General features: G+C 59.6%; 21 protein-coding genes. 13 read left to right on the forward strand and 8 right to left on the reverse strand.

The genetic code is table 11. The features are described from left to right. Positions 1-4: 4 nt before the first annotated feature. A complete protein-coding gene (locus LRK71_RS03770; RefSeq protein ID WP_232401204.1) occupies positions 5-1,759 on the reverse strand; it encodes a heparinase II/III family protein in 1,755 nt (584 codons plus the stop codon). Between the two features lie 103 nt (positions 1,760-1,862). Further along, on the reverse strand, positions 1,863-3,125 hold the full coding sequence (locus LRK71_RS03775) for an RsmB/NOP family class I SAM-dependent RNA methyltransferase (RefSeq protein ID WP_232401205.1): 1,263 nt from the start codon (positions 3,123-3,125) through the stop codon (positions 1,863-1,865). A gap of 115 nt (positions 3,126-3,240) precedes the next feature. Between LRK71_RS03775 and LRK71_RS03780 the strand changes: the two genes are divergently transcribed. Next, positions 3,241-3,468 (forward strand): DUF1674 domain-containing protein, encoded by a 228-nt coding sequence (locus LRK71_RS03780; RefSeq protein ID WP_232401206.1) that lies wholly within the window; start codon positions 3,241-3,243, stop codon positions 3,466-3,468. Between the two features lie 122 nt (positions 3,469-3,590). Here LRK71_RS03780 and dapB read toward each other — a convergent pair whose 3' ends face one another. Continuing rightward, positions 3,591-4,400 carry a 4-hydroxy-tetrahydrodipicolinate reductase gene (gene dapB / locus LRK71_RS03785; protein WP_232401207.1) on the reverse strand — a complete coding sequence of 270 codons (810 nt, stop codon included), beginning with the start codon at positions 4,398-4,400 and terminating at the stop codon, positions 3,591-3,593. Between the two features lie 103 nt (positions 4,401-4,503). On the opposite strand from dapB, the gene rbfA reads away from it, so the two are divergent. The 6 genes from rbfA to rpsO all read left to right on the forward strand — a co-directional run bounded on the left by rbfA (position 4,504) and on the right by rpsO (position 9,030). Then, entirely contained in the window at positions 4,504-4,899 is a 396-nt protein-coding gene (rbfA, locus tag LRK71_RS03790) for a 30S ribosome-binding factor RbfA (RefSeq protein WP_232401208.1), read from the forward strand. Continuing rightward, positions 4,896-5,693 carry a phosphodiester glycosidase family protein gene (locus LRK71_RS03795; protein ID WP_408635971.1) on the forward strand — a complete coding sequence of 266 codons (798 nt, stop codon included), beginning with the start codon at positions 4,896-4,898 and terminating at the stop codon, positions 5,691-5,693. The genes rbfA and LRK71_RS03795 overlap by 4 nt, the downstream gene beginning before the upstream one ends. A 116-nt stretch (positions 5,694-5,809) precedes the next feature. Further along, positions 5,810-6,724: a tRNA pseudouridine(55) synthase TruB gene (gene truB, locus LRK71_RS03800; RefSeq protein ID WP_232401210.1), complete on the forward strand. Its 915-nt coding sequence runs from the start codon at positions 5,810-5,812 to the stop codon at positions 6,722-6,724. Between the two features lie 70 nt (positions 6,725-6,794). Then, on the forward strand, positions 6,795-7,301 hold the full coding sequence (locus tag LRK71_RS03805; RefSeq protein WP_232401213.1) for a DUF1643 domain-containing protein: 507 nt from the start codon (positions 6,795-6,797) through the stop codon (positions 7,299-7,301). Between the two features lie 176 nt (positions 7,302-7,477). Continuing rightward, positions 7,478-8,590: a calcium-binding protein gene (locus LRK71_RS03810; protein WP_232401214.1), complete on the forward strand. Its 1,113-nt coding sequence runs from the start codon at positions 7,478-7,480 to the stop codon at positions 8,588-8,590. A gap of 170 nt (positions 8,591-8,760) precedes the next feature. Continuing rightward, positions 8,761-9,030, forward strand: coding sequence for a 30S ribosomal protein S15 (rpsO, locus tag LRK71_RS03815; RefSeq protein WP_232401216.1), 270 nt, complete (start codon positions 8,761-8,763; stop codon positions 9,028-9,030). Positions 9,031-9,111: 81 nt separating this feature from the next. On the opposite strand, the gene LRK71_RS03820 is transcribed toward rpsO, so the two are convergent. After that, a complete protein-coding gene (locus tag LRK71_RS03820; RefSeq protein ID WP_232401218.1) occupies positions 9,112-10,314 on the reverse strand; it encodes a class I SAM-dependent methyltransferase in 1,203 nt (400 codons plus the stop codon). A 206-nt stretch (positions 10,315-10,520) separates the two neighbouring features. Between LRK71_RS03820 and LRK71_RS03825 the strand changes: the two genes are divergently transcribed. After that, positions 10,521-10,802, forward strand: coding sequence for a DUF6525 family protein (locus LRK71_RS03825; RefSeq protein WP_232401219.1), 282 nt, complete (start codon positions 10,521-10,523; stop codon positions 10,800-10,802). Between the two features lie 449 nt (positions 10,803-11,251). Here the strand turns inward: LRK71_RS03825 and LRK71_RS03830 are convergent, their stop codons facing one another. Continuing rightward, positions 11,252-12,607 (reverse strand): pyridoxal phosphate-dependent decarboxylase family protein, encoded by a 1,356-nt coding sequence (locus tag LRK71_RS03830; protein WP_232401221.1) that lies wholly within the window; start codon positions 12,605-12,607, stop codon positions 11,252-11,254. 58 nt (positions 12,608-12,665) lie between these two features. Between LRK71_RS03830 and LRK71_RS03835 the strand changes: the two genes are divergently transcribed. Further along, positions 12,666-12,992: an ArsR/SmtB family transcription factor gene (locus LRK71_RS03835; protein WP_232401223.1), complete on the forward strand. Its 327-nt coding sequence runs from the start codon at positions 12,666-12,668 to the stop codon at positions 12,990-12,992. Here the strand turns inward: LRK71_RS03835 and LRK71_RS03840 are convergent. Further along, positions 12,989-13,417: a PACE efflux transporter gene (locus LRK71_RS03840; RefSeq protein WP_232401225.1), complete on the reverse strand. Its 429-nt coding sequence runs from the start codon at positions 13,415-13,417 to the stop codon at positions 12,989-12,991. The genes LRK71_RS03835 and LRK71_RS03840 overlap by 4 nt on opposite strands. A 307-nt stretch (positions 13,418-13,724) precedes the next feature. Between LRK71_RS03840 and pnp the strand changes: the two genes are divergently transcribed. From pnp to LRK71_RS03855, 3 genes are all read left to right on the forward strand, one after another. Continuing rightward, positions 13,725-15,857 carry a polyribonucleotide nucleotidyltransferase gene (gene pnp / locus LRK71_RS03845; RefSeq protein WP_232401228.1) on the forward strand — a complete coding sequence of 711 codons (2,133 nt, stop codon included), beginning with the start codon at positions 13,725-13,727 and terminating at the stop codon, positions 15,855-15,857. Positions 15,858-16,036: 179 nt separating this feature from the next. After that, a complete protein-coding gene (locus LRK71_RS03850) occupies positions 16,037-16,753 on the forward strand; it encodes a glycosyltransferase family 25 protein (RefSeq protein WP_232401231.1) in 717 nt (238 codons plus the stop codon). 344 nt (positions 16,754-17,097) lie between these two features. Next, entirely contained in the window at positions 17,098-17,958 is an 861-nt protein-coding gene (locus tag LRK71_RS03855) for a sterol desaturase family protein (protein WP_232401960.1), read from the forward strand. A 288-nt stretch (positions 17,959-18,246) separates the two neighbouring features. Here LRK71_RS03855 and LRK71_RS03860 read toward each other — a convergent pair whose 3' ends face one another. Continuing rightward, positions 18,247-18,900 (reverse strand): peroxiredoxin, encoded by a 654-nt coding sequence (locus tag LRK71_RS03860; RefSeq protein ID WP_232401233.1) that lies wholly within the window; start codon positions 18,898-18,900, stop codon positions 18,247-18,249. Between the two features lie 275 nt (positions 18,901-19,175). Here LRK71_RS03860 and LRK71_RS03865 point away from each other — a divergent pair, with 275 nt between their 5' ends. After that, positions 19,176-20,615 (forward strand): aldehyde dehydrogenase family protein, encoded by a 1,440-nt coding sequence (locus LRK71_RS03865; protein WP_232401236.1) that lies wholly within the window; start codon positions 19,176-19,178, stop codon positions 20,613-20,615. 121 nt (positions 20,616-20,736) lie between these two features. On the opposite strand, the gene LRK71_RS03870 is transcribed toward LRK71_RS03865, so the two are convergent. Beyond that, a complete protein-coding gene (locus LRK71_RS03870) occupies positions 20,737-21,180 on the reverse strand; it encodes a glyoxalase superfamily protein (RefSeq protein WP_232401238.1) in 444 nt (147 codons plus the stop codon). Between the last annotated feature and the right edge of the window lie 75 nt (positions 21,181-21,255).

Below are 21,255 nucleotides of genomic sequence, written 5' to 3' on the forward strand. Positions count from 1 at the left end.
AGGCTCAGTCAAAAATCTCGGGCTCATCCCGATTCAGGTCACGCACAGCAATAGCGGTCTCTTGCGCCTTGCTCAGCGTCCACCGGACGCGTGTCGCATACTCGATTGCGCGGCCAGATAAAACGATCTGCTTGGCTGCACGCGGCTTTAATCGTGTTTTTTCCAGATAAACACTGGGTTCCAGCGTCAATTCACAGTTTCCATCATGGCGGAAGACCCAGATCTCACCGCTTTTCAGCGCCATAGAAACCGCAGCCCCCCCCAGATCAAGCGCCGAATCCACATCTGGGTGCAGGTGTAGGCGCAACTCAAAGCCAATACCCTGGGTGCCAGAGCGATCCAGCATTTTGGAGAAAACCCGTTTGGCAGGCTCTTCGATGGCCACCAAGAGATCTTCGCCCGACAGGCTGCGGCCATCATCCGACAATTCCAGGGTGCGCGCATGGGTCAGGCCAAAGTCACGCAGATAACCGTCATGGCCGCCCTGAAAGCGGTTGGCTGCGGTGTCTTCCTCCAGCGCGATCTGAACCTCGGTTGGCCCCTCGACCAAAAGCTCTTGCCCAGTGGTGCGGTCAGCCGGGGCCAGACGCGCACTGGAATGCCCCGCCAGGCAAAGGGTGGAATGCGACGGGGTGGCCCGCCCGGCGCGACGCCATTCCAGGCCAAAGGTCTCTCCCGAGCCGCAGTTCACCACAAGGGGGCGCCGCCCCGAGGTCAGCTCAAACGCCAGGGTAGAGGCATGGCCATTGCCGGAAGCCGCCCCCTGGGGCGGAACAGCCGCGTCGATCACCACCGATGTGCGCCGAGCCGCAAGCCGGGCATAGCCCATCGCCAGCCCATCAAGGTGCTTACCAGAAACATGGGCGGCAGCCAGCGCGTGATCCAGCCAGCCCTCTATCCCGCGACCGCCGCCGTGAAACCGCGCCAGCCCGCCATCTGCATGGCGCAGGGTACGCAGCGCCGGGGCAATCCGTTCTATCGCCTTGATCTGCGCCGCAGGCACCGTGCGCCCAGCCTCATGCAAGGCGGCGGCAGCCCAGGTCAGCAGGGTGAAGACCTCCAGCAGCTCTTCGGGGTTGCGGGTTGGCACACCGCCTTCCGCGTCGATCTGGCTTTCACATTCCTGCGCCAGGGCACGGATGGCCGGATCGGCCAGCTCTTCGCGCCCCTGCAGCGCCAGCCCGGCATAGATCAGCCCGGTGAGCGCCTCAAATCGGGGCAACCCCGGAGAGGCCCCCTGCCAGCGCCGCGACAGGAACCAGGTCTGCTGTGACAGAGACTGATAAAATGCCTCGCTCTCGGCCCGGTCCTTACTGCTGAGCAAAAATAAAGCGTGGTTGATCCAGCGAATCACCCGCCGCCCGGTCAGATCTGGAGACCAGGACAGGGCCCCGCCTAACCCCGCCGCTGCGCCATGGGTTTCGATCCAGCCCCAGACCCATTTCTGGGCCTTCTGCCGCGCCCGGATATCCCCCACCGCTGCCAGATCATCAAGCCAGGAAAAGCCCTGACGCTCCGCCTCGAAGGCGGCATCGGGGGCCGTCACATCCCAGAGTCCAGTGGTGTCCGATTCGACCAGAAACCCGGCAAAGAGCAGGTTGCCCGCCACCAGCTGCCGCCCGCGGGCAAAGCTGCCAATGGTGCGCGGCTCGGGGTGTGACACAAACCCGCTGGCGGCTGGCTGCTTGCGGGCGCGCCAGGCATATAACCTATTCATGATCCGGGTCCCACGACCCGCCACTCTATCGTATCTGGACATGCTCTCTGCCTCACGCCTTTTGCTTTGAAGTGCTGGCGTTTTGGCAAAAGACTAGCGGTGTTGCTGTCTCAAGTCACCGAAGAATGCGCAGGTGGGGTATCGATCAGGCAGATTTGCGCAAAAGCGCCATGTAAAATCCATCCATGCCACCCTGATCCCGCCAGTAATCCGGGCGCAGACGCAGGCCGCCTTCTTCAGTGATCCAGGCCGGATCAATCCCCAGCGGCGCCAGCACGCTGCTGTCAACGGACATATCCGGAAAGATCTCCAACGCCTCTTCGACCTGACATTCGCCTTCATCCGGCAGCAGCGAACAGGTGCAAAAGACCAGACGCCCACCGGGTTTGACCAGGCTCCAGGCATGGGCGAGCATCTGCGCCTGCAGCTCTATCAGGGCACCAAAGGCCGCGCCATCCTTGGCATGTGGCAGATCGGGGTGGCGGCGAATAGTGCCGGTAGCAGAACAGGGCGCATCCAGCAATACCGCGTCAAACTGCCCCGCCTGTTCCAAGGCGTCGCCAACCACCAGATCGGCAGCCAGCCCGGTACGGGCAAGGTTTTCACGCAGGCGCTCCATCCGCACGGCAGAGCTATCCACCGCCGTCACCTGAGCACCGCTGGCGGCCATCTGCATGGTCTTGCCGCCCGGCGCCGCACAAAGATCAAGCACCCGCTCGCCCTTTTGTGCCTGCAGGATCTGGGCGGGCAACGCGGCAGCGGCATCCTGCACCCACCAATCCCCGGCCTCATACCCCGGCAGCGCCGAAACCCGCCCGGCCTCGGCCAGACGCTGCGACCCCGTCGCCAGACGCTCTCCGCCCAGCGGCGACAGATCCGCACCCGGTTTGCCGGTGATATCCAACGGCGCGCCGGCATAGTGGGCCGCTTCAATTTCAAGCATGGCAGCACTACCCCAGGCCTGCGCCAGCGGGCTGCGCAGCCATTTCGGCAGGCGCGGCACCCGCAGTTTGGCCCATTCTGCCGGGCCCTGATCTGCCACTTTGCGCAGCACCGCATTGACCAGCCCTTTCAGCTGGCCATGGCGGCGGTGCTTGGAGATGATCGCCACCATGTCATTGACCACCCCATGCGCGGCCGCCCCGTGGCACAGTTCAACCGTGCCCAGCCGCAGCGCATTATGCACGGTCAGCGGCGTCGATTTTTTCAAATGCTTTTGCAGCACGCGATCGGCGCGCTCCAGGCTGCGCAGGGTCTGCAGGGTCAGGCGCTGGGTGCGGGCGCGATCTTCCGGCGTCAGCCGCTCCAGCGCGCCAGCGGCATAGCATTCCGCCAACAACCGGCCCTCGCCCAGAACCTGATCCAGAAGGTAGATCACCGTACGGCGGGCCTGGGTTCCATCGGACATTGCTGCTCTCCTTCGCATGGGGGCGCGCACTGCTGGCCATAGCATCAGCACGCCGGGTGGCTTGTCCCCACCAAGGAGGGGCGTATACCATGGCCGCAGCATAAAGGAACCCGCGATGAGCGACGAGACCCAGCCCCCGCAACAAAGCCCTGCCCCACAGGATCCAGCGAGCACACAGCCAACCCTACCCCCTGCCGCCCAGCGCGCCCTGGCCGAAGCCGCACAGCGCCGCAAGGAAGCCGAGGCCAAGGCAAAACCGCCCGTTGAACTGGGCGGACGTGACGGGCTAGACCCCGCCCGCTATGGCGACTGGGAGAAAAAAGGCATCGCTATCGATTTTTAGCGCATGCGGCGCAAATGTCGGGACCGGCTTTGCGCGCCTGGAACTTGTTAAACAGGAAGTGAGAGCCAGTCGCGCCAATGCCAATGATCGCGACAGGCCCTTGGATGGCCGACTGATGCGGCTTACAGCCCAAGCACGGCCAGCATGTCATATTCCCCCGGCGCCTGCCCCTGCCCCCAGAGCGCCGCCTTCAGCGCGCCGCGGGCAAAAATTGCCCGATCCGTCGCCATATGGCGCAGCACGATGCGTTCCCCGGCGGCAGCAAAAAGCACGTCATGCTCCCCCACGATATCGCCGCCGCGAATCGCGCTAAAGCCGATGTCACCACGTTTACGTGCCCCGGTGATGCCATCACGCCCCGAATCAGACACATCCGCCAGCACAACACCGCGCCCCTCGGCGGCGGCTTCACCCAGCATCAGCGCGGTGCCTGAGGGAGCATCCACCTTGTGATGGTGATGCGCCTCGATCACCTCGATATCGAAATCTTCATCCAGCGCGGCGGCAACCTTTTTGGTCAACTGCACCAGCAAGTTGACGCCCAGGCTCATATTGCCGGCCCGAACCAGAACCGTCTCAGCCGCAGCAGTTTTCAACGCCGCGATCTGCGCCTCGGACATGCCCGTGGTGCCAATCACATGCACCACGCCCGCCTTGGCCGCCATTTTGGAAAAGGCCAATGTGGCCTCGGGGGAAGTGAAATCAATCACCGCCTGCGCCTGCGCAAACACCGCCTGCGGATCATCGCTGACCATCACGCCGATTGCACTGCCACCCATCGCCAGGCCAAGATCCTGTCCGACCCAGGGATGACCGCTGCGTTCCACCACGCCGACCAGCCGCGCCTTGTCGCTGTCCAGCACCGTCTTGATCAACATCTGCCCCATGCGGCCAGAGGCCCCCGTGATCACGATCCCCGGTGTTTTGGTCATTGCTGTGGTCCTCATTGCTGAATGGGTCGATGTTTTTGCTGGTTTTCTCCTACCTGCTTGGCGATGACTTGGCAAAGGGCTGGTTTCGGCTTAGATCGAAGATATGGCAAAGAACAAATCTCCTGAGGGGCGCGCCCCCTCCCAACGGCAGCTGCGCGTCGGCGAGCTGATCCGCCGGACCCTGTCCGAAGTGCTGATGCGTGGGGAACTGCACGACCCCGAGCTGAACCGCATGTCCGTGACCGTCGGTGAGGTCCGCGTCACCCCCGATCTGCGCATCGCGACGGCCTATGTGCTGCCGCTGGGCGGCAAGGGGCAAGAGGACCTGCTAAAACTGCTGGCCCGCAACAAGTGGGAGCTACGCACCCTGGCAGGTAAGAAGCTGGGGATGAAATACACCCCCGACCTGCGCTTTCAGCTGGATCTGACCTATGATCAGATGGATGCCACCCGCAAGATGCTGGAACAGGACGCGGTGCGCCGCGATCTCGACGAGTGATCCGCCCGGCCCTTGCAGTGCTGGCCGCCCTATGGGCGGCACCAACACTGGGGGCCGACAGCGGGTCAGATGTGGTGACGACCTCACAGATCACCGAACAGGCAATCGCCGAGACAACGCCCCTGCAGTGCGAAGATATCGCCTATGATGGCAATCGTTATACGCTGTGCGACGTGGATGCCAGCCGGGCGCAGCTTCGGCTGTTTCTGCGTAATGAACAAGGCCAGGTCTATGGCCATTTCTCCCGGATCGAAGAGGCGCTCGCGGCCGAAGGCAAGGCCCTCGCCTTTGCGACCAATGCCGGCATGTATCACGCCAATCGCGCTCCGGTTGGTCTGTATATCGAAGACGGCAAACAAGAGATGCGGCTGATCCCCAACGCCGGTCCCGGCAATTTTGGCCTGCTGCCCAATGGCGTCTTGTGCCTGCGCGAGGGCCGCGCCGATGTGTTTGAAACCCTCGCCTTTCGCGATGCCGGCACAACCTGCACCTCGGCCACCCAATCGGGGCCGATGCTGGTGATTGATGGCGCGCTGCATCCGCGGTTTCTGCCCGACTCTACCTCGTATTATATTCGCAACGGCGTTGGCACCTCGGCGGATGGCCGCCGCGTGGTCTTTGCCATTTCGCGTAATGCTGTGACCTTTCACCAGTTTGGCAGCCTGTTTCGCGACCACCTGAAGCTGCCCAATGCGCTGTATTTTGACGGCAATATATCACGCCTGCATGCGCCACAGATCGGACGATCTGATGCGGGTTTCATGATGGGGCCGGTCATCGGCGTGGTGGAATAACCCGCCGCCGGATGGCATCGAATCTGATCACACCGATCCAGGTCTTTGGACTGTCGAATTGACAGGACATCATCCCTGGGATAGGCCGCGCGCCTCACTTGCATTCGGGGAACCACATGGCACGCAAACGCAAAGGGCGCGATATTTCAGGTTGGCTGGTGGTGGATAAACCCGCCGGGCTGACCTCGACCGCTGTCGTCAACAAGGTCCGCTGGGCGCTGGAGGCCAAGAAGGCCGGCCATGCGGGAACGCTTGACCCCGAAGCAACCGGCGTGTTGGCCATTGCTCTGGGCGAAGCCACCAAGACCGTCCCTTATATCACCGACGCCTTGAAGGCCTATACCTTTACCGTGCGGCTGGGCCAGGCCACCAACACCGACGATGCCGAAGGTGAAGTCATTGCCAGCAGCGATGCACGCCCCACGGATGAAGAGATCAAGCAGGCGCTGGGTGCCTTTATCGGTGATATCCAGCAAGTGCCGCCCAAATTTTCTGCCGTCAAGATCGACGGGCAGCGCGCCTATAAACTGGCCCGCGACGGCGATGATGACTTTGAAATCGCCGCCCGGCCGCTTTGGGTGGAAGAGCTGGTGTTGGTGGATCGCCCCGATCCCGACCACGTGGTCCTGGAAATGACCTGCGGCAAGGGCGGCTATGTGCGCTCTATCGCGCGGGATCTGGGCGCGGCACTGGGCTGTCATGGCCACGTGAAGGAGCTGCGCCGCATCTGGTCCGGCCCCTTCGATGCCAGCGACGGGCTGAAGCTGGACGACATCCTGCGGATGGAACGCACACCAGAGCTGGACAGCTATTTGCGCCCGCTGGAACAGGGGCTGGCCGATCTGCCCGAGCTGAAATGCACCCCGGAAGGTGCGGTGCGTCTGCGCAATGGCAATCCCGGCATGGTGCTGGCGGCAACCGTCGAATACGGCGATGAAGCCTGGGCCTCGTTTGAGGGCAAGGCCGTTGCCGTGGGGATCTACAAGGCAGGCGAATTGCACCCCTCGCGCGTGTTTGTGCAGCCAGAGTGATAAACAGCCCCTGACAAGTCTGTGCTGCGATGGGCTTGCCTCATCGCTGGCAGACTGGCAGGACAGCGCCATGATCAGCCGCAGCCATACCAAGGGCGATGCGCCCTCCACCGCTGTCTATTCCGACTGCGAAACCTATCGCTACAGCCTGACCCGCGTTTGGGAGCCCGCAGGCCAGCGGGTGATGTTTGTGATGCTCAACCCCTCCAAGGCGACAGAGGTGCAAAACGACCCCACGATCGAGCGCTGCGAACGCCGCGCCCGCGCCCTGGGGTTCGGCGGTTTTCAAGCCACCAATATCTTTGCCCTGCGCGCCACCGATCCAAAGGTGATGCGCGCCGCCGCTGACCCGGAAGGCCCCGACAATCGCGCGGCGATCCTTGCAGGCATGCACTGGGCCGATATGGTGATCTGCGCCTGGGGCACCCATGGGGCGCATCGCGGCCAGGGCGCGATCATCGCCGACCTGCTGCGCGCCAGCGGCAAACCGCTGCATCACCTGGGGCTGAGCAAGCACGGCCACCCCAAGCATCCGCTCTACATCGCCTATTCTCAGGCCCCGCAGCTTTGGAATTGACGCATTTTTAACGGCCGGGATTCGCAGAGTTATCTGCCAAGCGTTTGAACTTGCTAGCAAAGCAACCATGCGCAGTGTTCTGCATTTGTTTGGAGACAATTAAGCCAGATATGGCAGACTGACCACGGATCGTCACCCTATCTCCGCGACGATCGCTTTGGTTTTGGAGTAATGCCATGTTGTGGTTTGCAGGCCTTTTGGGGCTTATGGGAATTGGCGGTGCCGCCCTGCTAGATTTTAGCGACGATCAGACCTCAGAGGATCAGGCCGGGGACGATCAGCCCGCGGATGATGCCCCCGCAGATGGTCCTGTGATTCCTGCCGACGAGTTCCTCGATGGCGCAACAGAGGGCAACAACGACAGCGGCACCGACAGCGGGCTAGAGCTCTGCGATTTTATTGACAGCAGCAGCGACACAGAGACCGAGAGCGACGGCAGTGGCGATCTGCTGCTGTTGGACGGGTCGCAGATGACAGGATCTGACCTGGCTGACACCATTGTCGGCAGCGACACAAACGACCACATCACCGGCTTGGGCGGCAACGACCAATTGAACGGCTATGCGGGCGACGACTCCATCGAGGGCGGCGCAGGCGATGACAGCCTGCATGGTGCAACCGGGGACGATACGCTGACGGGCGGCAGCGGCAATGACACCCTGCACGGAGAATACGGCGATGACGCGCTGCAGGGCGATGCGGGCGACGACGCGCTATTTGGCCACTTTGGTGCAGACACCCTGACAGGCGGCAGCGGCAACGATACCGCCCATGGCGGTGCGGACGATGACAGCCTGGACGGCGGGGCTGGTAATGACGCGCTGCATGGCAATGACGGCAATGACACCCTGGCAGGCGGCGAAGGCCAGGACAGCTTGTTTGGCGGCAGCGGCGATGATTTGGTCTGGGGGGCCGATGATGGTGACGAAACGGATTACCTCAACGGCGGCGCAGGCGACGACACCCTGGTGGCCGGAGCAGGAGATATCGTGACCGCGGGCGAGGGCGCAGATCACATCTGGGCCGAAGATCTGGCAGGCAGCGGTGAAGCTGTTGAACTGATTGATTTTGACAGTTCCGAAGATCAGTTGGTGGTGTTCTGGACCCCGGATAGCGAAGCAGAGCCGCAGATCACAATCGAACCCGACGCAGAGACCCCTGGCCAGCAAATCATCCGGGTCAATGGTGCTGAGGTTCTGCGCCTTTCGGGCGGCAAAGGGCTGAGCATCTCTGACATCGCGCTGATCGACAGCCAATCTGCGATCTCTGCTGGGTTCTTGCCTGGTTGATCGCAATAGAAACATCGGGGCAAAACATCTTTGCCTTTTCCCGAAATACCGCCTATACGCCCGCATCTGGTCCGCATCTGTCATAGATTCGGGACAGCTATACTCCATGGGCCTGCGCTGGACGACATCCCGGCCTGTGCCATCCCTCTAACCTTTTAAAGGAGACCCCGATGTCGATTACAGCTGAAGAAAAAACACGCTTGATGAAAGAATTCGCAACCAAAGAAGGCGACACCGGTTCGCCCGAAGTACAGGTTGCTATCCTCACCTCGCGCATCAACACCCTGACCGAGCACTTCAAAACCCACAAGAAAGACAACCACGGTCGTCGTGGCCTTTTGAAAATGGTTGCCCTGCGTCGTAAGCTGCTAGATTACACCAAAGGCAAAGATGAGGCCCGTTACCAAGACCTGATCAAACGCCTTGGCATCCGCCGCTAAGAACACCGATCCATTTTGGATTATCAGCGCCCGCTCAGATTTGAGCGGGCGTTTTTTGTGACAAATACGCGGCCTGCAGGACTAGCGCGTAAATGGCGGACACAAACCAACCCAGGAGCCTTCTGTGGGTCGGATTATTACCTCAACCGGTCTGGCCTCCCCCGATTGTGGCAACCTTACGGTCTTCCAGGATTGCAATGTCCAGATGCCGAGGTTGGCCGCTCGGATATCCTCAACGGCATAATGTCCGAGGACCTCGTCCCCCCAAAGCAGTTGAAACCCGCCATAGCTTTTTTCTGAAATGCCCAGGGACAGTTCGCGCACCTCGGGTGGCACTGTGACCCTTGCCGTGGAATTGAAATGGACCCCATGAATTGGCACCCCCAGACGATCCCTGTGAATCCGCTTTTGATCCACCCCGGACAGCTCTAGGAAACGCACTCTGGGCAAAGGTTTCGCCGCGGGCGTCTTTGCCAGGATTCCTTCGATCCAATAGCGCCCAAACATCTGGGGGATTGGATGCTCTGACGTGCCAGAGGCCACAAAAAACTCAAAATCTTCCAGATTGCGCGGCTCAAACCAGCGCAGGGGATAGAGGTTCATCATGGCCTCTGACCAATTATCGACGATCAGATGCCGTTCAAATTGATCCATCGGAATCAGTCCGAGATCAAAGTCCTCAAACCCGACATGCTGGCCATTGCGATACAGCCCTAGTTCGGTGGTTTCCTGCGCCCAAACTCTTTGCCGCCATTTCTCATGTCCAGACCGATCAACCAATTTAATGGCCAACTCACGGGGGAGCAGATTGTAGTAAGGCATTTTGGACGAATGGTAGTCGATTGGCGCGATCCGGTTTGGGGCCTCGCCGATATACAATAACCCATGGGGCGGCAGGGCCTCCCAACAGAGTTTCAATGTGTTGAGCCGCTCCTCAATCGTCAAATGTTCAATCACAGCATAGAGGAAAATAACGTCAAAGCTCTCTTGTGCCAAAAGCTGCGGCAGGTCATTGGCCGCCTGCAAACGCAGCTCTGCATTCTGGATACCATGGGCCTCAACATTGGCCTGCCCAATAGCCAGTTCATGGCGGTCCAAATCGATACCAACATAGGTCTGAAACAACGGCGCCAAAGCGCAAACTTTCGCCCCCTCGCCGCACCCGATTTCCAGCGCTCGCATTTTACTGAGGTCCAGCCCGGCCTGGCGCATGGTTGGTGCAATAAAGCGCTGTGCTTGGTTGAATCTGTTTTGGAATGTCGCGCTATTATGGAGATCGGTCATGGAACGCAGCTCACTTTGGAAATCACCTACTTCGCAATAGGTGGTCAAATTTTCAGGTACCCTTCCCTAACTTCCATGGAACAACAAACGCAACCTCGCCCATATTCGTAGGCCCTGTGATGAAGCATTTTCCCTGCAAACTCTCTTGTGATCGGAAGTCGAAATTGCTACCAGTCTAGTAATAATATATCATAACATCAGATAGTATGACACAGATCGCCCACCACAGCCGCCGGATCAGGAACATTGGGGAAACCAAGCTAAAACGCCGCAAACGAAAGGAAGACCCCATGCGGGCCTACGATCAATTGCCGCGCGACCTGCGGCTTTGGATTCAAGGGGCCAAACTGCCTTGGTCGCCTGCCTCCTGCCGCAAAATCTGGCTAAAGACCAAAGCCAGAGGCGACACCTTGGAACAGACCCTGGCCAGCCTGGACCGGGCAGAAGCGGCAACTCTGGCACGCAGCGATCGGCCTGCCCGCCCCTAGGATCGGATATCAAACAGGCCCCATCCCCCGCAGCCGAAACAGCGGGCGCGGAACTGGCAAAATGCGCCGAACCACCTACACCTCTGGATATAAGCGGTATCAATCGCACCCAAAAACTCGCCACTTGCATATCTTAGACAGTGCCGGAAAATCGGATAGAAAGGTCATACAACAACCGCGAGGATACTTACCTTGACCTTTTCACTTCGTCTGCACAGATCCATGGAACGGGGGGACTTCAAGCCTCTGAACCTGAAACGCACCACGGTAAAGCCCAGCACCACGCAGTCCTCAGGCCCTGTCTCTGGCACCGCCACACGCAAAGTGCGACTGCCAATATTTAAACAGCCCAGCGCCTAGGAATTGCCCTTCGGATCGGATCAAGCGGAGATGACGCTGGACTGAATGACGCTGCCCAGTCTGCGTTTTGCCAGTCGGCGCACAGCCGATCAGCCTTCACCTTTGGCGCCGATCCCGACCAGCAGATTGATGAGCTGGTCCACATGCCTGTCCTGGGTGCGAAAGGAGGATAGGCTGATGCGGAATGCCGGGCGGTCTTGCCAGACGGTGCCACCAAACCAAGAGGTACCACTTTGCTGAACTTTCTGCAAAATGACCTCGGTTGCAGCATCGTCCCCGCCGCGCACCAAGACCTGATTGAGCACCACCCGGTTCAACACCTCAAACCCAGCCTCCTCCAGGGCAGCACAAATTCGACGGGCCTGATTGTGGTGGCCTGTGACCAGATCTGCGATCCCCGCCTTGCCCAGGCTGCGCAGCGCTGCCCAGATTGGAATACCGCGCGCCCGACGCGAGAATTCCAGCGTCAGGTTCTTTTGCGCCTCTGCCGAGGCGGTGGAATAGGCGGCATCGCTGTTCATCACCCGGGCCAGAGCCTGGGGATCCCGGCAAATCGCCATGGCGCCGTCATAGGGGGTGTTGAGCCATTTATGGCCATCGGTGGTCCAGCTGTCGGCGCCTTCGATCCCCGTGGTCAAATCGCGCAACCCTGGCGCCGCGCGGGCCCAGAGCCCAAAGGCCCCATCCACATGCACCCAGGCCCCTGCGGCCTTGGCTCGGGGAATGATCGCGGCGAAATCATCAAACTCACCCGTGTTGACCTCGCCCGCCTGCAACACCAGCAGGGTCGTTGCATCCATGTCCGGCAACTGGTCCGGCAGGATCCGCCCCTGGTCATCCACCGGTGCCTTGACCACCCGGTTCCAGCCAAAGCCCAGCACCTGCAGCGCTTTGCGCACAGTGACATGGGTGCTGGCAGGCACCACCACCTTGACCTCGGGCGCGCCATGCAGCCCATCATTTACCACATCCCAGCCCTGCCGCGCCAACAGATCGGCCCGGGCAGCTGCCAGACAGCTGAGCCCACAGGCAGTGGCAGAGGTGCCAAAGGCCACGGCACTGCTGCGCGGCAAGTCCAGGATCTCCAGCATCCACTTGCTGGCCTGCTGTTCAAGAGCATAGGCCGTCGGGCTGCCATCCTCAGTCGAGGCGCATTGATCCCAGGCAAGCGCCAGACGTTCCGCCGCTGCCGCCACCGGCAGGCTGGCGCCAATAACAAAGCCAAAATAGTTCGGCCCGTTAGAGGCCACTGTGGCCGGTGAACCCAGATCATCCATCAAGGCAATGGTTTCCGCTGCGGGGCGCCCCTGGTCGGGCAGAGCCTCATCAAATCCCGAGAGCGCAGCAACATCCTGATCACTGGGAAAAACGCGACGTGTCTCGGCACCCGACACATAGCTGCGGCCGCGCCTGTCGGCTTCCTGTAGCAACTGATCCTCATCCATGGCAGTCTCTCCCCATCCGATTTAATATCGAAAAATATCTATATAGAAGATTCACTATATGAACAAGCCGCTCGTCACCCATCTTGCCGCGCTGCGCGCCCTGGCCAATCCACATCGGGTTCAGATCATGGATTGGCTGCTGGATCCCCAAAGCCATTTCCCGCCGCAGCGCGATGGTGATCTGGTTTTGGATGGTGTTTGTGTTGGCTTTATCACCGACAAAACCGGCCTCAGCCAACCGACAGTGACCAGCCATATGAAAAGCCTGGAGCAGGCCGGGTTGGTGAGCTCAAAAAAGATCAAGAACTGGGTATTCTACAAGGCAAACCAAGCGGCACTGCAACAGATCGCCACCAGCTTTACCAGCGCCAGCGAAGCGCTCTAATCGGTGGTCGGCCGCGCTGGAATCGGAAACACCAGATCATAGGCCCAGTTATAAACAAAGGCATAGACAAGATAAAATCCGGCGAACCCCAGGTCCATCACCAGCGCGGCCCAAATTCCGATTTGCAGGTGCCAGGCGATGAAGGGCAACAGCATCGCCAACAGACCTGCCTCAAACAGCAGCGCATGAAAAACCCGCAGGACCGGCCATTTCCGACTGTGCCCAACCCAGTATATCATGGCGCGGTCAAAGCCGAGATTGAACAGATAGTTCCAGAGTGTTGCCAGGGTCGCCCCGACCAGGGCAATTACGCCAATTGCGTGCATCTCCAGCCCAAAGGCCCAGGCTCCCAGAGGGATGGCCACCAGTAGGCCGATTACTTCAAAACTGATGGCGTGACGAATTCGATCTGCTGTACGGCGCATCTGAGATTCCATATCTCTGCGGCCCCAAAGGGCCCCAAACCGGGCCGTCCCGTGCGCTATCCCGCCGCATGCGGGGAGGTCGTCCTCATCTTTCCGGTACTATATCGCCGATCCTGCGCGTAGCAAGAGCCCCCCCTGTGCTTTTCCTTTCTTTCGGCACCATTCTGCTGTATGGGCGACTTATCTGAGACACGTGCTTGGCTTCGACACGCGAAATAAAGATGGAAGAAGCCGGCGGCAATGCGGCCGCTACATGCAACGGGAGACCCGGGATCCGCCTGGGAGTGCTCCCATATAGGATGCTGACATGTTCAACGTTACGAAAAAATCGATGCAGTGGGGCGAAGAAACGCTGACACTGGAAACGGGCAAAGTTGCCCGTCAGGCTGATGGCTCGGTCATCGCCACCCTAGGTGAAACAAGCGTTATGGCCAATGTGACTTTTGCCCGCCAGCAAAAGCCTGGTCAGGACTTCTTTCCCCTGACCGTCCACTACCAGGAAAAATACTATGCCGCGGGTAAAGTGCCCGGCGGTTTCTTCAAGCGCGAAGCGCGCCCAACCGAAAAAGAAACACTGACTGCGCGCCTGATCGACCGTCCGATCCGCCCGCTGTTTGTGCCTGGCTTCAAAAACGAAGTCCTGGTGATGTGCACCGTGCTAAGCCACGATCTGGTCAATGACCCGGATATGGTTGCGATGATCGCAGCCTCTGCGGCGCTGACCCTGTCTGGCGCGCCTTTCATGGGCCCAATCGCAGCGGCCCGCGTTGGTTTTGAAGGCGGCGAATACGTCCTCAACCCAACCGTCGACGACATGCAGGACCTGCGCCTGAACCCTGATCAGCGCCTGGATCTGGTTGTTGCCGGCACCAAAGACGCGGTGATGATGGTCGAATCCGAAGCCTATGAGCTGTCGGAAGCTGAAATGCTCGGCGCGGTCAAATTTGCCCATGAGGCCATCCAGCCGGTGATCGACCTGATCATCTCGCTGGCAGAAGACGCCGCGAAAGAGCCCTTCGACTTTGTCGCGCCCGACTATGCTGATCTGTTTGAAGCTGTGAAAGCTGCTGGTGAAACAGAAATGCGCGCCGCCTTTGCGATCAGCGACAAGCAAGAGCGCACCGCCGCTGTTGCCGCCGCACGCGCCATCATCAAAGAATCCCTGACCGAAGAGCAGCTGGACGACGCCAACCTTGGTTCCGCCCTGAAAAAGCTGGAAGCAGGCATTCTGCGTGGCGATGTTGTCAAAACCGGCAAGCGTATCGATGGCCGTGCCACCGACGAAATACGCGATATCGTGTCCGAAACCGGCCTGCTGCCACGGACCCACGGTTCCGCCCTGTTCACCCGTGGTGAAACCCAGGGTCTGGTTGTGACCACGCTGGGCACCGGAGATGACGAACAGTTCATCGACGCGCTGCATGGCAACTTCAAGTCGAACTTCCTGCTGCACTATAACTTCCCTCCCTATTCGGTTGGTGAAGTTGGTCGTGTGGGCGGCCCCGGCCGTCGTGAAATTGGTCACGGCAAGCTGGCATGGCGTGCGCTTCAGGCGGTTCTGCCTGCGGCAACCGACTTCCCCTACACCATCCGCGTGGTGTCCGAGATCACCGAATCGAACGGCTCCTCCTCGATGGCCTCCGTTTGCGGTGGTTCCTTGTCGATGATGGATGCAGGTGTGCCGCTGAAAGCGCCGGTTGCCGGTGTGGCCATGGGTCTGATCCTGGAAGACGACGGTTCCTACGCGATCCTGTCCGACATCCTGGGTGACGAAGATCACCTCGGCGACATGGACTTCAAAGTGGCCGGTACCGAAGCAGGCATCACCTCTTTGCAGATGGACATCAAGATCGCAGGCATCACGCCCGAGATCATGGAAAAAGCCCTGGAGCAGGCCAAAGCTGGCCGTATCCACATCCTCGGCGAGATGAACAAAGCGCTGTCCGGTGCTGCCGACTTCTCGATCCACGCGCCCCGCATCGAGACCATGCAGGTGCCCACCGACAAGATCCGTGAAGTGATCGGTTCTGGCGGTAAAGTCATCCGCGAGATCGTCGAGGTTTCCGGCGCCAAGGTTGATATCAATGACGAAGGCATCATCAAGATCGCATCGCCAAACGGCGACTCGATCAAGAAAGCCTACGACATGATCTATTCCATCGTGGCCGAGCCAGAAGAAGGCAAAGTCTACACCGGGAAAGTTGTCAAAATCGTCGACTTCGGTGCCTTCGTGAACTTCTTTGGCAAGCGCGACGGCCTGGTACATGTCAGCCAGATCGAAAATCGCCGCCTGAACCACCCTTCGGATGTTCTGAAGGAAGGCCAGGAAGTGAAAGTGAAGCTCTTGGGCTTTGACGATCGTGGCAAGGTGCGCCTGTCGATGAAAATGATCAATCAGGAAACCGGCGAAGAGATGGCTCCTGAGCAAAAAGAAGACTGATCCAGCCTTCTGATCTGACGAATGAAAAGGCCCCGGCGTGTTGCGCCGGGGCCTTTTTTCACGCCCGTTGCGGCACCAGATCACCCCTGTTTCCAACAGGCACAGATCATCAATGGCAGGCAGGCACCGGGTCTGTGCAGATAGCTTTCCCCGGCGCCGGATCTGCGCTAGGTGAAGATATGCATTCACTGATCATCCATATGCCCGGCAGCAGCAACCGCGCCGCCAATGTCGAACACCTGCTGTTCTCGCTCCCCGACGCCGAGGTGATCGAGGCCGTGAACGGGCGCAAGGTCGCCGCAGATCACGCAGAGATACTGCGCCCCGGCGACCTGCATCAGCCGCCCTACCCCTTTGCGCTCGGCCCCGGCGAAATTGGCTGCTTCCTGTCGCATCGGCGCTGCTGGCAGCGCATTATCGATACCGGCTGGGACTACGCACTGATTGTCGAAGATGACCTGGCCCTTGACGCAATCGGCTGGGGCCAAGCCTGCGCCCTGATCGACCGCTTTGCCACCCCGGATTGCTTTATCCGCCTGCCGGCCAAACGCCGCGAGGCCCCCGCCACCCAGCTCGGCCAGGAAGGCGATAGCAAACTGTTCCTGCCCAAAGTGATCGGGCTACAGACCGTGGCGCAGGTGGTTGGCCGCACCGCTGCCCAGCGCCTGTTGGCCGCAACCGAGATGTTGGACCGTCCGGTGGACACCTTTCTGCAGATGCATTGGATCCACCAACAGCCGATTCACACCATCCTGCCCAACGGCGTTTCCGAACAGACCGAGGCACTGGGGGGATCCACCATCCAGAAACAAAAATCCGGCAGCAAACTCACCCGAGAATTCAAACGCACCCTCTATCGCGCCCAGATCTCATCACGGCCGCAAACAGCGAAATAGAACAGCGCCCCGGCAGCCGGTTCCAGGCTGACCAGAGAGTCCTTTCTGTGCAAATCATCAGGCATGACCACCTTGCTTCAGAAAATAGCCCCCCAGTGCCAAGCGCGAATTACCACCCCGGTCTGACAGCTGGATGGGCCGGGTAGCCTTCGTTTTTCTGAATGACCGGCGCGCGACATGCGCCAACACAGCTGTTTTCCATGTCTCACACATCCCCAACGCTGCATCTGGCACCAGGCTCAGCTGTGCGGGACATTGCCGAGCATGCGATATCGTTAGTCTATGACTGCAAGTGGCTCTATGCTGTCACTTAAGACAGGTCAAAGACATCATCGGTGCTTGAAATGCCGCAAACCATTCTGGAACAAGAAACAGTCATCCGCCTCACGGTCTTTCTTGGCGTATTGATTGGCATGGCGGTCTGGGAGGTAGCAGTGCCACGTAGGAGAGTGGAAATTCCTCGTCTCCTGCGTTGGTCGAACAATCTTGCCCTGGTCGTGCTGGACACGCTGCTTGTCAGGCTTGCATTCCCAGTTGTCGCTGTCGGGCTCGCCGTGACCGCCCAGGAAAATGGCTGGGGCCTGCTCAATCAGATACGCATTCCGGGCTGGATGGTGTTCCCCGTTGCTGTTCTAGCACTGGATCTCGCCATCTACTTGCAACATGTCCTGTTTCATGCGGTCCCAGTACTTTGGCGTTTGCACCGGATGCACCATGCTGATCTCGAGTTTGACGTCACGACGGGCCTGCGATTTCACCCTCTGGAAATCCTTCTTTCCATGGTGATCAAGCTTGGCGTTGTGCTGGCTCTTGGGCCGCCCGCATTTGCGGTTTTGATTTTCGAAGTGCTGTTGAATGCAAGCTCTCTGTTCAACCACTCCAACATTCGTCTTCCGCTCAGGATTGATTCGGTGTTGCGGCTGTTCATCGTCACGCCAGACATGCACCGCGTCCATCACTCGATTCACCCGTCAGAGACCAACAGCAACTTTGGCTTCAACCTGCCGTGGTGGGATCGAATTTTAGGAACCTACCTGGCACAACCCAAGTCCGGGCATGAAAACATGACAATTGGAATTGAGCAGTTTCGAAACCTGCGCAGTCTCTGGCTTGATCGAATGCTCATTCAACCTCTTCTTGGTCGGGCCAGCAGGTATCCTATCAATCGAGCAGAAGAACCTTCGCAAGGTGATCAAGAGCTTTAACTGACCGCTCAATACACCCAGCGGACGCTGGTAAACACTGCAGCATTGGGCCGCATGTCTCGTCCTTGCTGAACACCCCAGATGAGATCTGCCTAGGGCACCGCAACACAGAGGGGATCATCCCTTTGCCACAACGGAGGCAGAGTTTCAGCTGTATTCCCGGCATTTTGTGCCGCCAGCCCCGAAAAAGGGCTTCACCCTCGTGGTGTATGCCTCAATCGCGAAATGGCTCAAAAAAGCAAAGGGGCCATTGGCCCCTTTGCAGAACGTCACAGCTGTCTTCCAGCTTCAGCTGGGCGCTTTGGTTTTGCGCAGATAGGGGAAGACGGTCTCGAATTCGCCAAACTTGGCCTTGGCATCTTCGTTCGATACGGTCGGCGGAATGATCACATCTTCACCCGGAACCCAGTTGGCCGGGGTGGCGACACCGTTGCCAGTGGACATTTGCAGCCCATCCAAGGCGCGCAGGATCTCGGCAAAGTTGCGGCCAACCGACATCGGGTAGGTCATCGACAACTTCAGCTGTTTGTCGGGACCAATGATAAAGACAGACCGCACCGTGGCACTGTCAGCAGGGGTGCGCCCATCGGGCATGTAGGCCTCGGCGGGCAGCATGTCAAAAGCTTTGGAAACGGCCAGACCTTCATCGGCGATGATCGGGAAACCAGCGGCGGCATTGCCGTATTTCTCGATATCATCTTTCCATTTCTTATGGTCCTCGACACCATCAACAGAGACGCCGATGACCTTGGTGCCGCGCTTCGCCCACTCATCACTCAACTGCGCCACTGCCGAAAACTCGGTGGTGCAGACCGGGGTGAAATCCTTGGGGTGAGAAAACAAAATGGCCCAGCTGTCGCCGATCCAATCGTGGAAGCTGATCTCTCCCTGGTCGGTTTCGGCGGTGAAGTTTGGAACGACATCATTAATACGCAAACCCATAACGGTCTCCTCTTTGGTCATCATCGGGCCAGTCTACAGCCCGGTTTCATGATGCCGCAACGTTACAGCCCAACAGGAAATTCACCACCCCAAAACACCAGAGCCATGGCTGATTGGGCCAATCCCTGCCAAACTTTGCCGTCAATCCGACTGGCACGAATAATTTGATCAAATTATTCCGCATGAGAGCTTGCCCCTCCGTAACCGGGATGACAGAGTACCGCTTGACCTCTGGCCAGCCAGCCAGAACCTGCATCGAAATGGGAGACCCGGACATGATTGAGAAACGCGACTTTTACATCAACGGTGCGTGGGTGGCCCCCGCACAAGCACATGATTTCGAAGTGATCGACCCCTCTACCGAAGAGGCCTGCGCGGTAATCTCGCTGGGCGATCAGGCCGATACCGACGCCGCCGTCGCCGCCGCCAAGGCCGCGCTGCCCGGTTGGATGGCCACCCCGGTGGCAGAGCGGATTGCCCTGGTGGAAAAACTGCTCGAGATCTATGCCAAACGCGGCGATGAAATGGCCGAAGCGATGTCTCTGGAGATGGGTGCCCCCATTTCAATGGCACGTAGCCAGCAGGTTGGCGCCGGCAGCTACCACCTGGACAACTTCATCAAAGAGGCCAAGGCCTTTGCCTTTGAAGAGCCTCTGGGCGATCACGCCCCCAATGACCGCATCATCCACGAAGCAGTTGGCGTTGCAGCGCTGATCACCCCTTGGAACTGGCCGATGAATCAGGTCACCCTGAAGGTGGGAGCGGCGGCAGTTGCCGGCTGTACCATGGTGCTGAAGCCGTCTGAGCAAAGCCCGCTGAACGCGATCCTGTTTGCCGAAATGATGGACGAGGCCGGCTTCCCCAAAGGTGTCTTCAACCTGGTCAATGGTGATGGCGTTGGCGTTGGCTCACAGCTGAGCGCCCATCCCGATGTGGATATGGTGTCTTTCACCGGCTCCACCCGCGCGGGCACCGCGATTTCCAAAGCCGCCGCAGATACCCTGAAAAAGGTACATCTGGAGCTGGGCGGCAAAGGGGCTAACCTGGTGTTTGACGATGCCGATGAAAAGGCGGTCAAACGCGGCGTGTTGAGCATGATGAACAACACCGGCCAAAGCTGCAACGCGCCAAGCCGGATGTTGGTGCAAAAGGGCGTCTATGACCAGGCCGTCGCCACCGCCGCCGAAGTGGCCGCCAAGGTATCCGTTGGTCCGTCCTCAAACGAAGGCCGCCACATCGGCCCAGTGGTCAACGAGGTGCAGTGGAACAAGATTCAGGACCTGATCCAAAAGGGCATTGATGAAGGTGCCAAGCTGGTCGCCGGCGGCACCGGACGCCCCGAAGGGCTGAACAAGGGCTTTTACGTCAAGCCCACGGTCTTTGCCGATGTGAACAACCAGATGGTTGTCGCACGCGAAGAAATCTTTGGCCCGGTCCTGAGCATCATCCCCTTTGAAACCGAAGAGGAAGCCATCGAGATCGCCAATGATACCCCCTATGGGCTGACCAACTATGTGCAGACCCAGGACAGCGCCCGCGCCAATCGCCTGGCCCGCGTTTTGCGGTCTGGCATGGTTGAAATCAACGGCAAGTCCCGCAGCGCCGGCGCGCCCTTTGGTGGTATGAAACAGTCCGGCAATGGCCGCGAAGGTGGTCGCTGGGGTATCGAAGACTTTCTTGAGGTCAAATCGGTGGGCGGCTGGACGCCAGAATAAGGTCAGCGCCGCCGCCAAACTGCGGCTGGCGCAGCGATAAACCCATGCAAAGGCCGCCCATCTTGGACGGCCTTTGCTGTGTTCGCGCCAACGGTGATCCTGCCGCTGCGCCCGGATATCGTCATGCCTTGGCGGCCCCTTCGACCACCAGCTGCGGCACCCCATCCGACGTCTTGAGCGTCGAACAGCCATCCCAGCCGATCACCCCCCGAACCCGTTGCCGCAACGAGGAAAAGCTTTCAAAGCGCACCACATCCACGGGGGTATCGAAATGCAGGACAACTTGGCGGCTTTCGCCGTCTCCCATCAGGGTCAGGCTGCGCACCTCGCCGGTAAAGGCCTGCCCCAGATAGCGCCCGCGCACATGATCGCCAACGCGCAGCTGCAACCGGTTCCCGGCCCGCGCCTGCAGGGTGTTCCAATCGCGGGCGCCATATTGCTGCGCCACCAGTTCCAGAGATTGCGAATGGGCCACGGCAACGCCGCTAGACTTAAGCTGCTGTCGCAGTCGCTTTGCCTGGAGCTTCAACGCATCCACAGGCGGTATGTTAGAAAAATCAGTCATCTGTATATCGTCCCAAAAGGCACGCAGGTCATGATGGGGGCCGCATTGCCATCCAGCGCGCCAGAGATATGAGCG

Origin of the sequence: Pseudophaeobacter flagellatus (assembly GCF_021228235.1) — a bacterium.
In the GTDB taxonomy this organism is placed as follows: Bacteria; Pseudomonadota; Alphaproteobacteria; order Rhodobacterales; family Rhodobacteraceae; genus Pseudophaeobacter; species Pseudophaeobacter flagellatus.

Excerpts from the sequence above, each read along its gene's own strand:
- LRK71_RS03775 (WP_232401205.1), bottom strand. The coding sequence starts at position 3,125 with ATGTCCGATGGAACCCAGGCCCGCCGTACGGTGATCTACCTTCTGGAT.
- LRK71_RS03855 (WP_232401960.1), top strand. The coding sequence starts at position 17,098 with ATGCCGCAAACCATTCTGGAACAAGAAACAGTCATCCGCCTCACGGTC.
- LRK71_RS03820 (WP_232401218.1), bottom strand. The coding sequence starts at position 10,314 with ATGACCGATCTCCATAATAGCGCGACATTCCAAAACAGATTCAACCAA.
- LRK71_RS03870 (WP_232401238.1), bottom strand. The coding sequence starts at position 21,180 with ATGACTGATTTTTCTAACATACCGCCTGTGGATGCGTTGAAGCTCCAG.
- LRK71_RS03825 (WP_232401219.1), top strand. The coding sequence starts at position 10,521 with ATGACACAGATCGCCCACCACAGCCGCCGGATCAGGAACATTGGGGAA.
- dapB (WP_232401207.1), bottom strand. The coding sequence starts at position 4,400 with ATGACCAAAACACCGGGGATCGTGATCACGGGGGCCTCTGGCCGCATG.
- LRK71_RS03860 (WP_232401233.1), bottom strand. The coding sequence starts at position 18,900 with ATGGGTTTGCGTATTAATGATGTCGTTCCAAACTTCACCGCCGAAACC.
- LRK71_RS03770 (WP_232401204.1), bottom strand. The coding sequence starts at position 1,759 with ATGTCCAGATACGATAGAGTGGCGGGTCGTGGGACCCGGATCATGAAT.
- rbfA (WP_232401208.1), top strand. The coding sequence starts at position 4,504 with ATGGCAAAGAACAAATCTCCTGAGGGGCGCGCCCCCTCCCAACGGCAG.
- LRK71_RS03835 (WP_232401223.1), top strand. The coding sequence starts at position 12,666 with ATGAACAAGCCGCTCGTCACCCATCTTGCCGCGCTGCGCGCCCTGGCC.
- LRK71_RS03840 (WP_232401225.1), bottom strand. The coding sequence starts at position 13,417 with ATGCGCCGTACAGCAGATCGAATTCGTCACGCCATCAGTTTTGAAGTA.
- truB (WP_232401210.1), top strand. The coding sequence starts at position 5,810 with ATGGCACGCAAACGCAAAGGGCGCGATATTTCAGGTTGGCTGGTGGTG.
- rpsO (WP_232401216.1), top strand. The coding sequence starts at position 8,761 with ATGTCGATTACAGCTGAAGAAAAAACACGCTTGATGAAAGAATTCGCA.
- LRK71_RS03810 (WP_232401214.1), top strand. The coding sequence starts at position 7,478 with ATGTTGTGGTTTGCAGGCCTTTTGGGGCTTATGGGAATTGGCGGTGCC.
- LRK71_RS03850 (WP_232401231.1), top strand. The coding sequence starts at position 16,037 with ATGCATTCACTGATCATCCATATGCCCGGCAGCAGCAACCGCGCCGCC.
- LRK71_RS03805 (WP_232401213.1), top strand. The coding sequence starts at position 6,795 with ATGATCAGCCGCAGCCATACCAAGGGCGATGCGCCCTCCACCGCTGTC.
- LRK71_RS03780 (WP_232401206.1), top strand. The coding sequence starts at position 3,241 with ATGAGCGACGAGACCCAGCCCCCGCAACAAAGCCCTGCCCCACAGGAT.
- LRK71_RS03830 (WP_232401221.1), bottom strand. The coding sequence starts at position 12,607 with ATGGATGAGGATCAGTTGCTACAGGAAGCCGACAGGCGCGGCCGCAGC.
- LRK71_RS03865 (WP_232401236.1), top strand. The coding sequence starts at position 19,176 with ATGATTGAGAAACGCGACTTTTACATCAACGGTGCGTGGGTGGCCCCC.
- pnp (WP_232401228.1), top strand. The coding sequence starts at position 13,725 with ATGTTCAACGTTACGAAAAAATCGATGCAGTGGGGCGAAGAAACGCTG.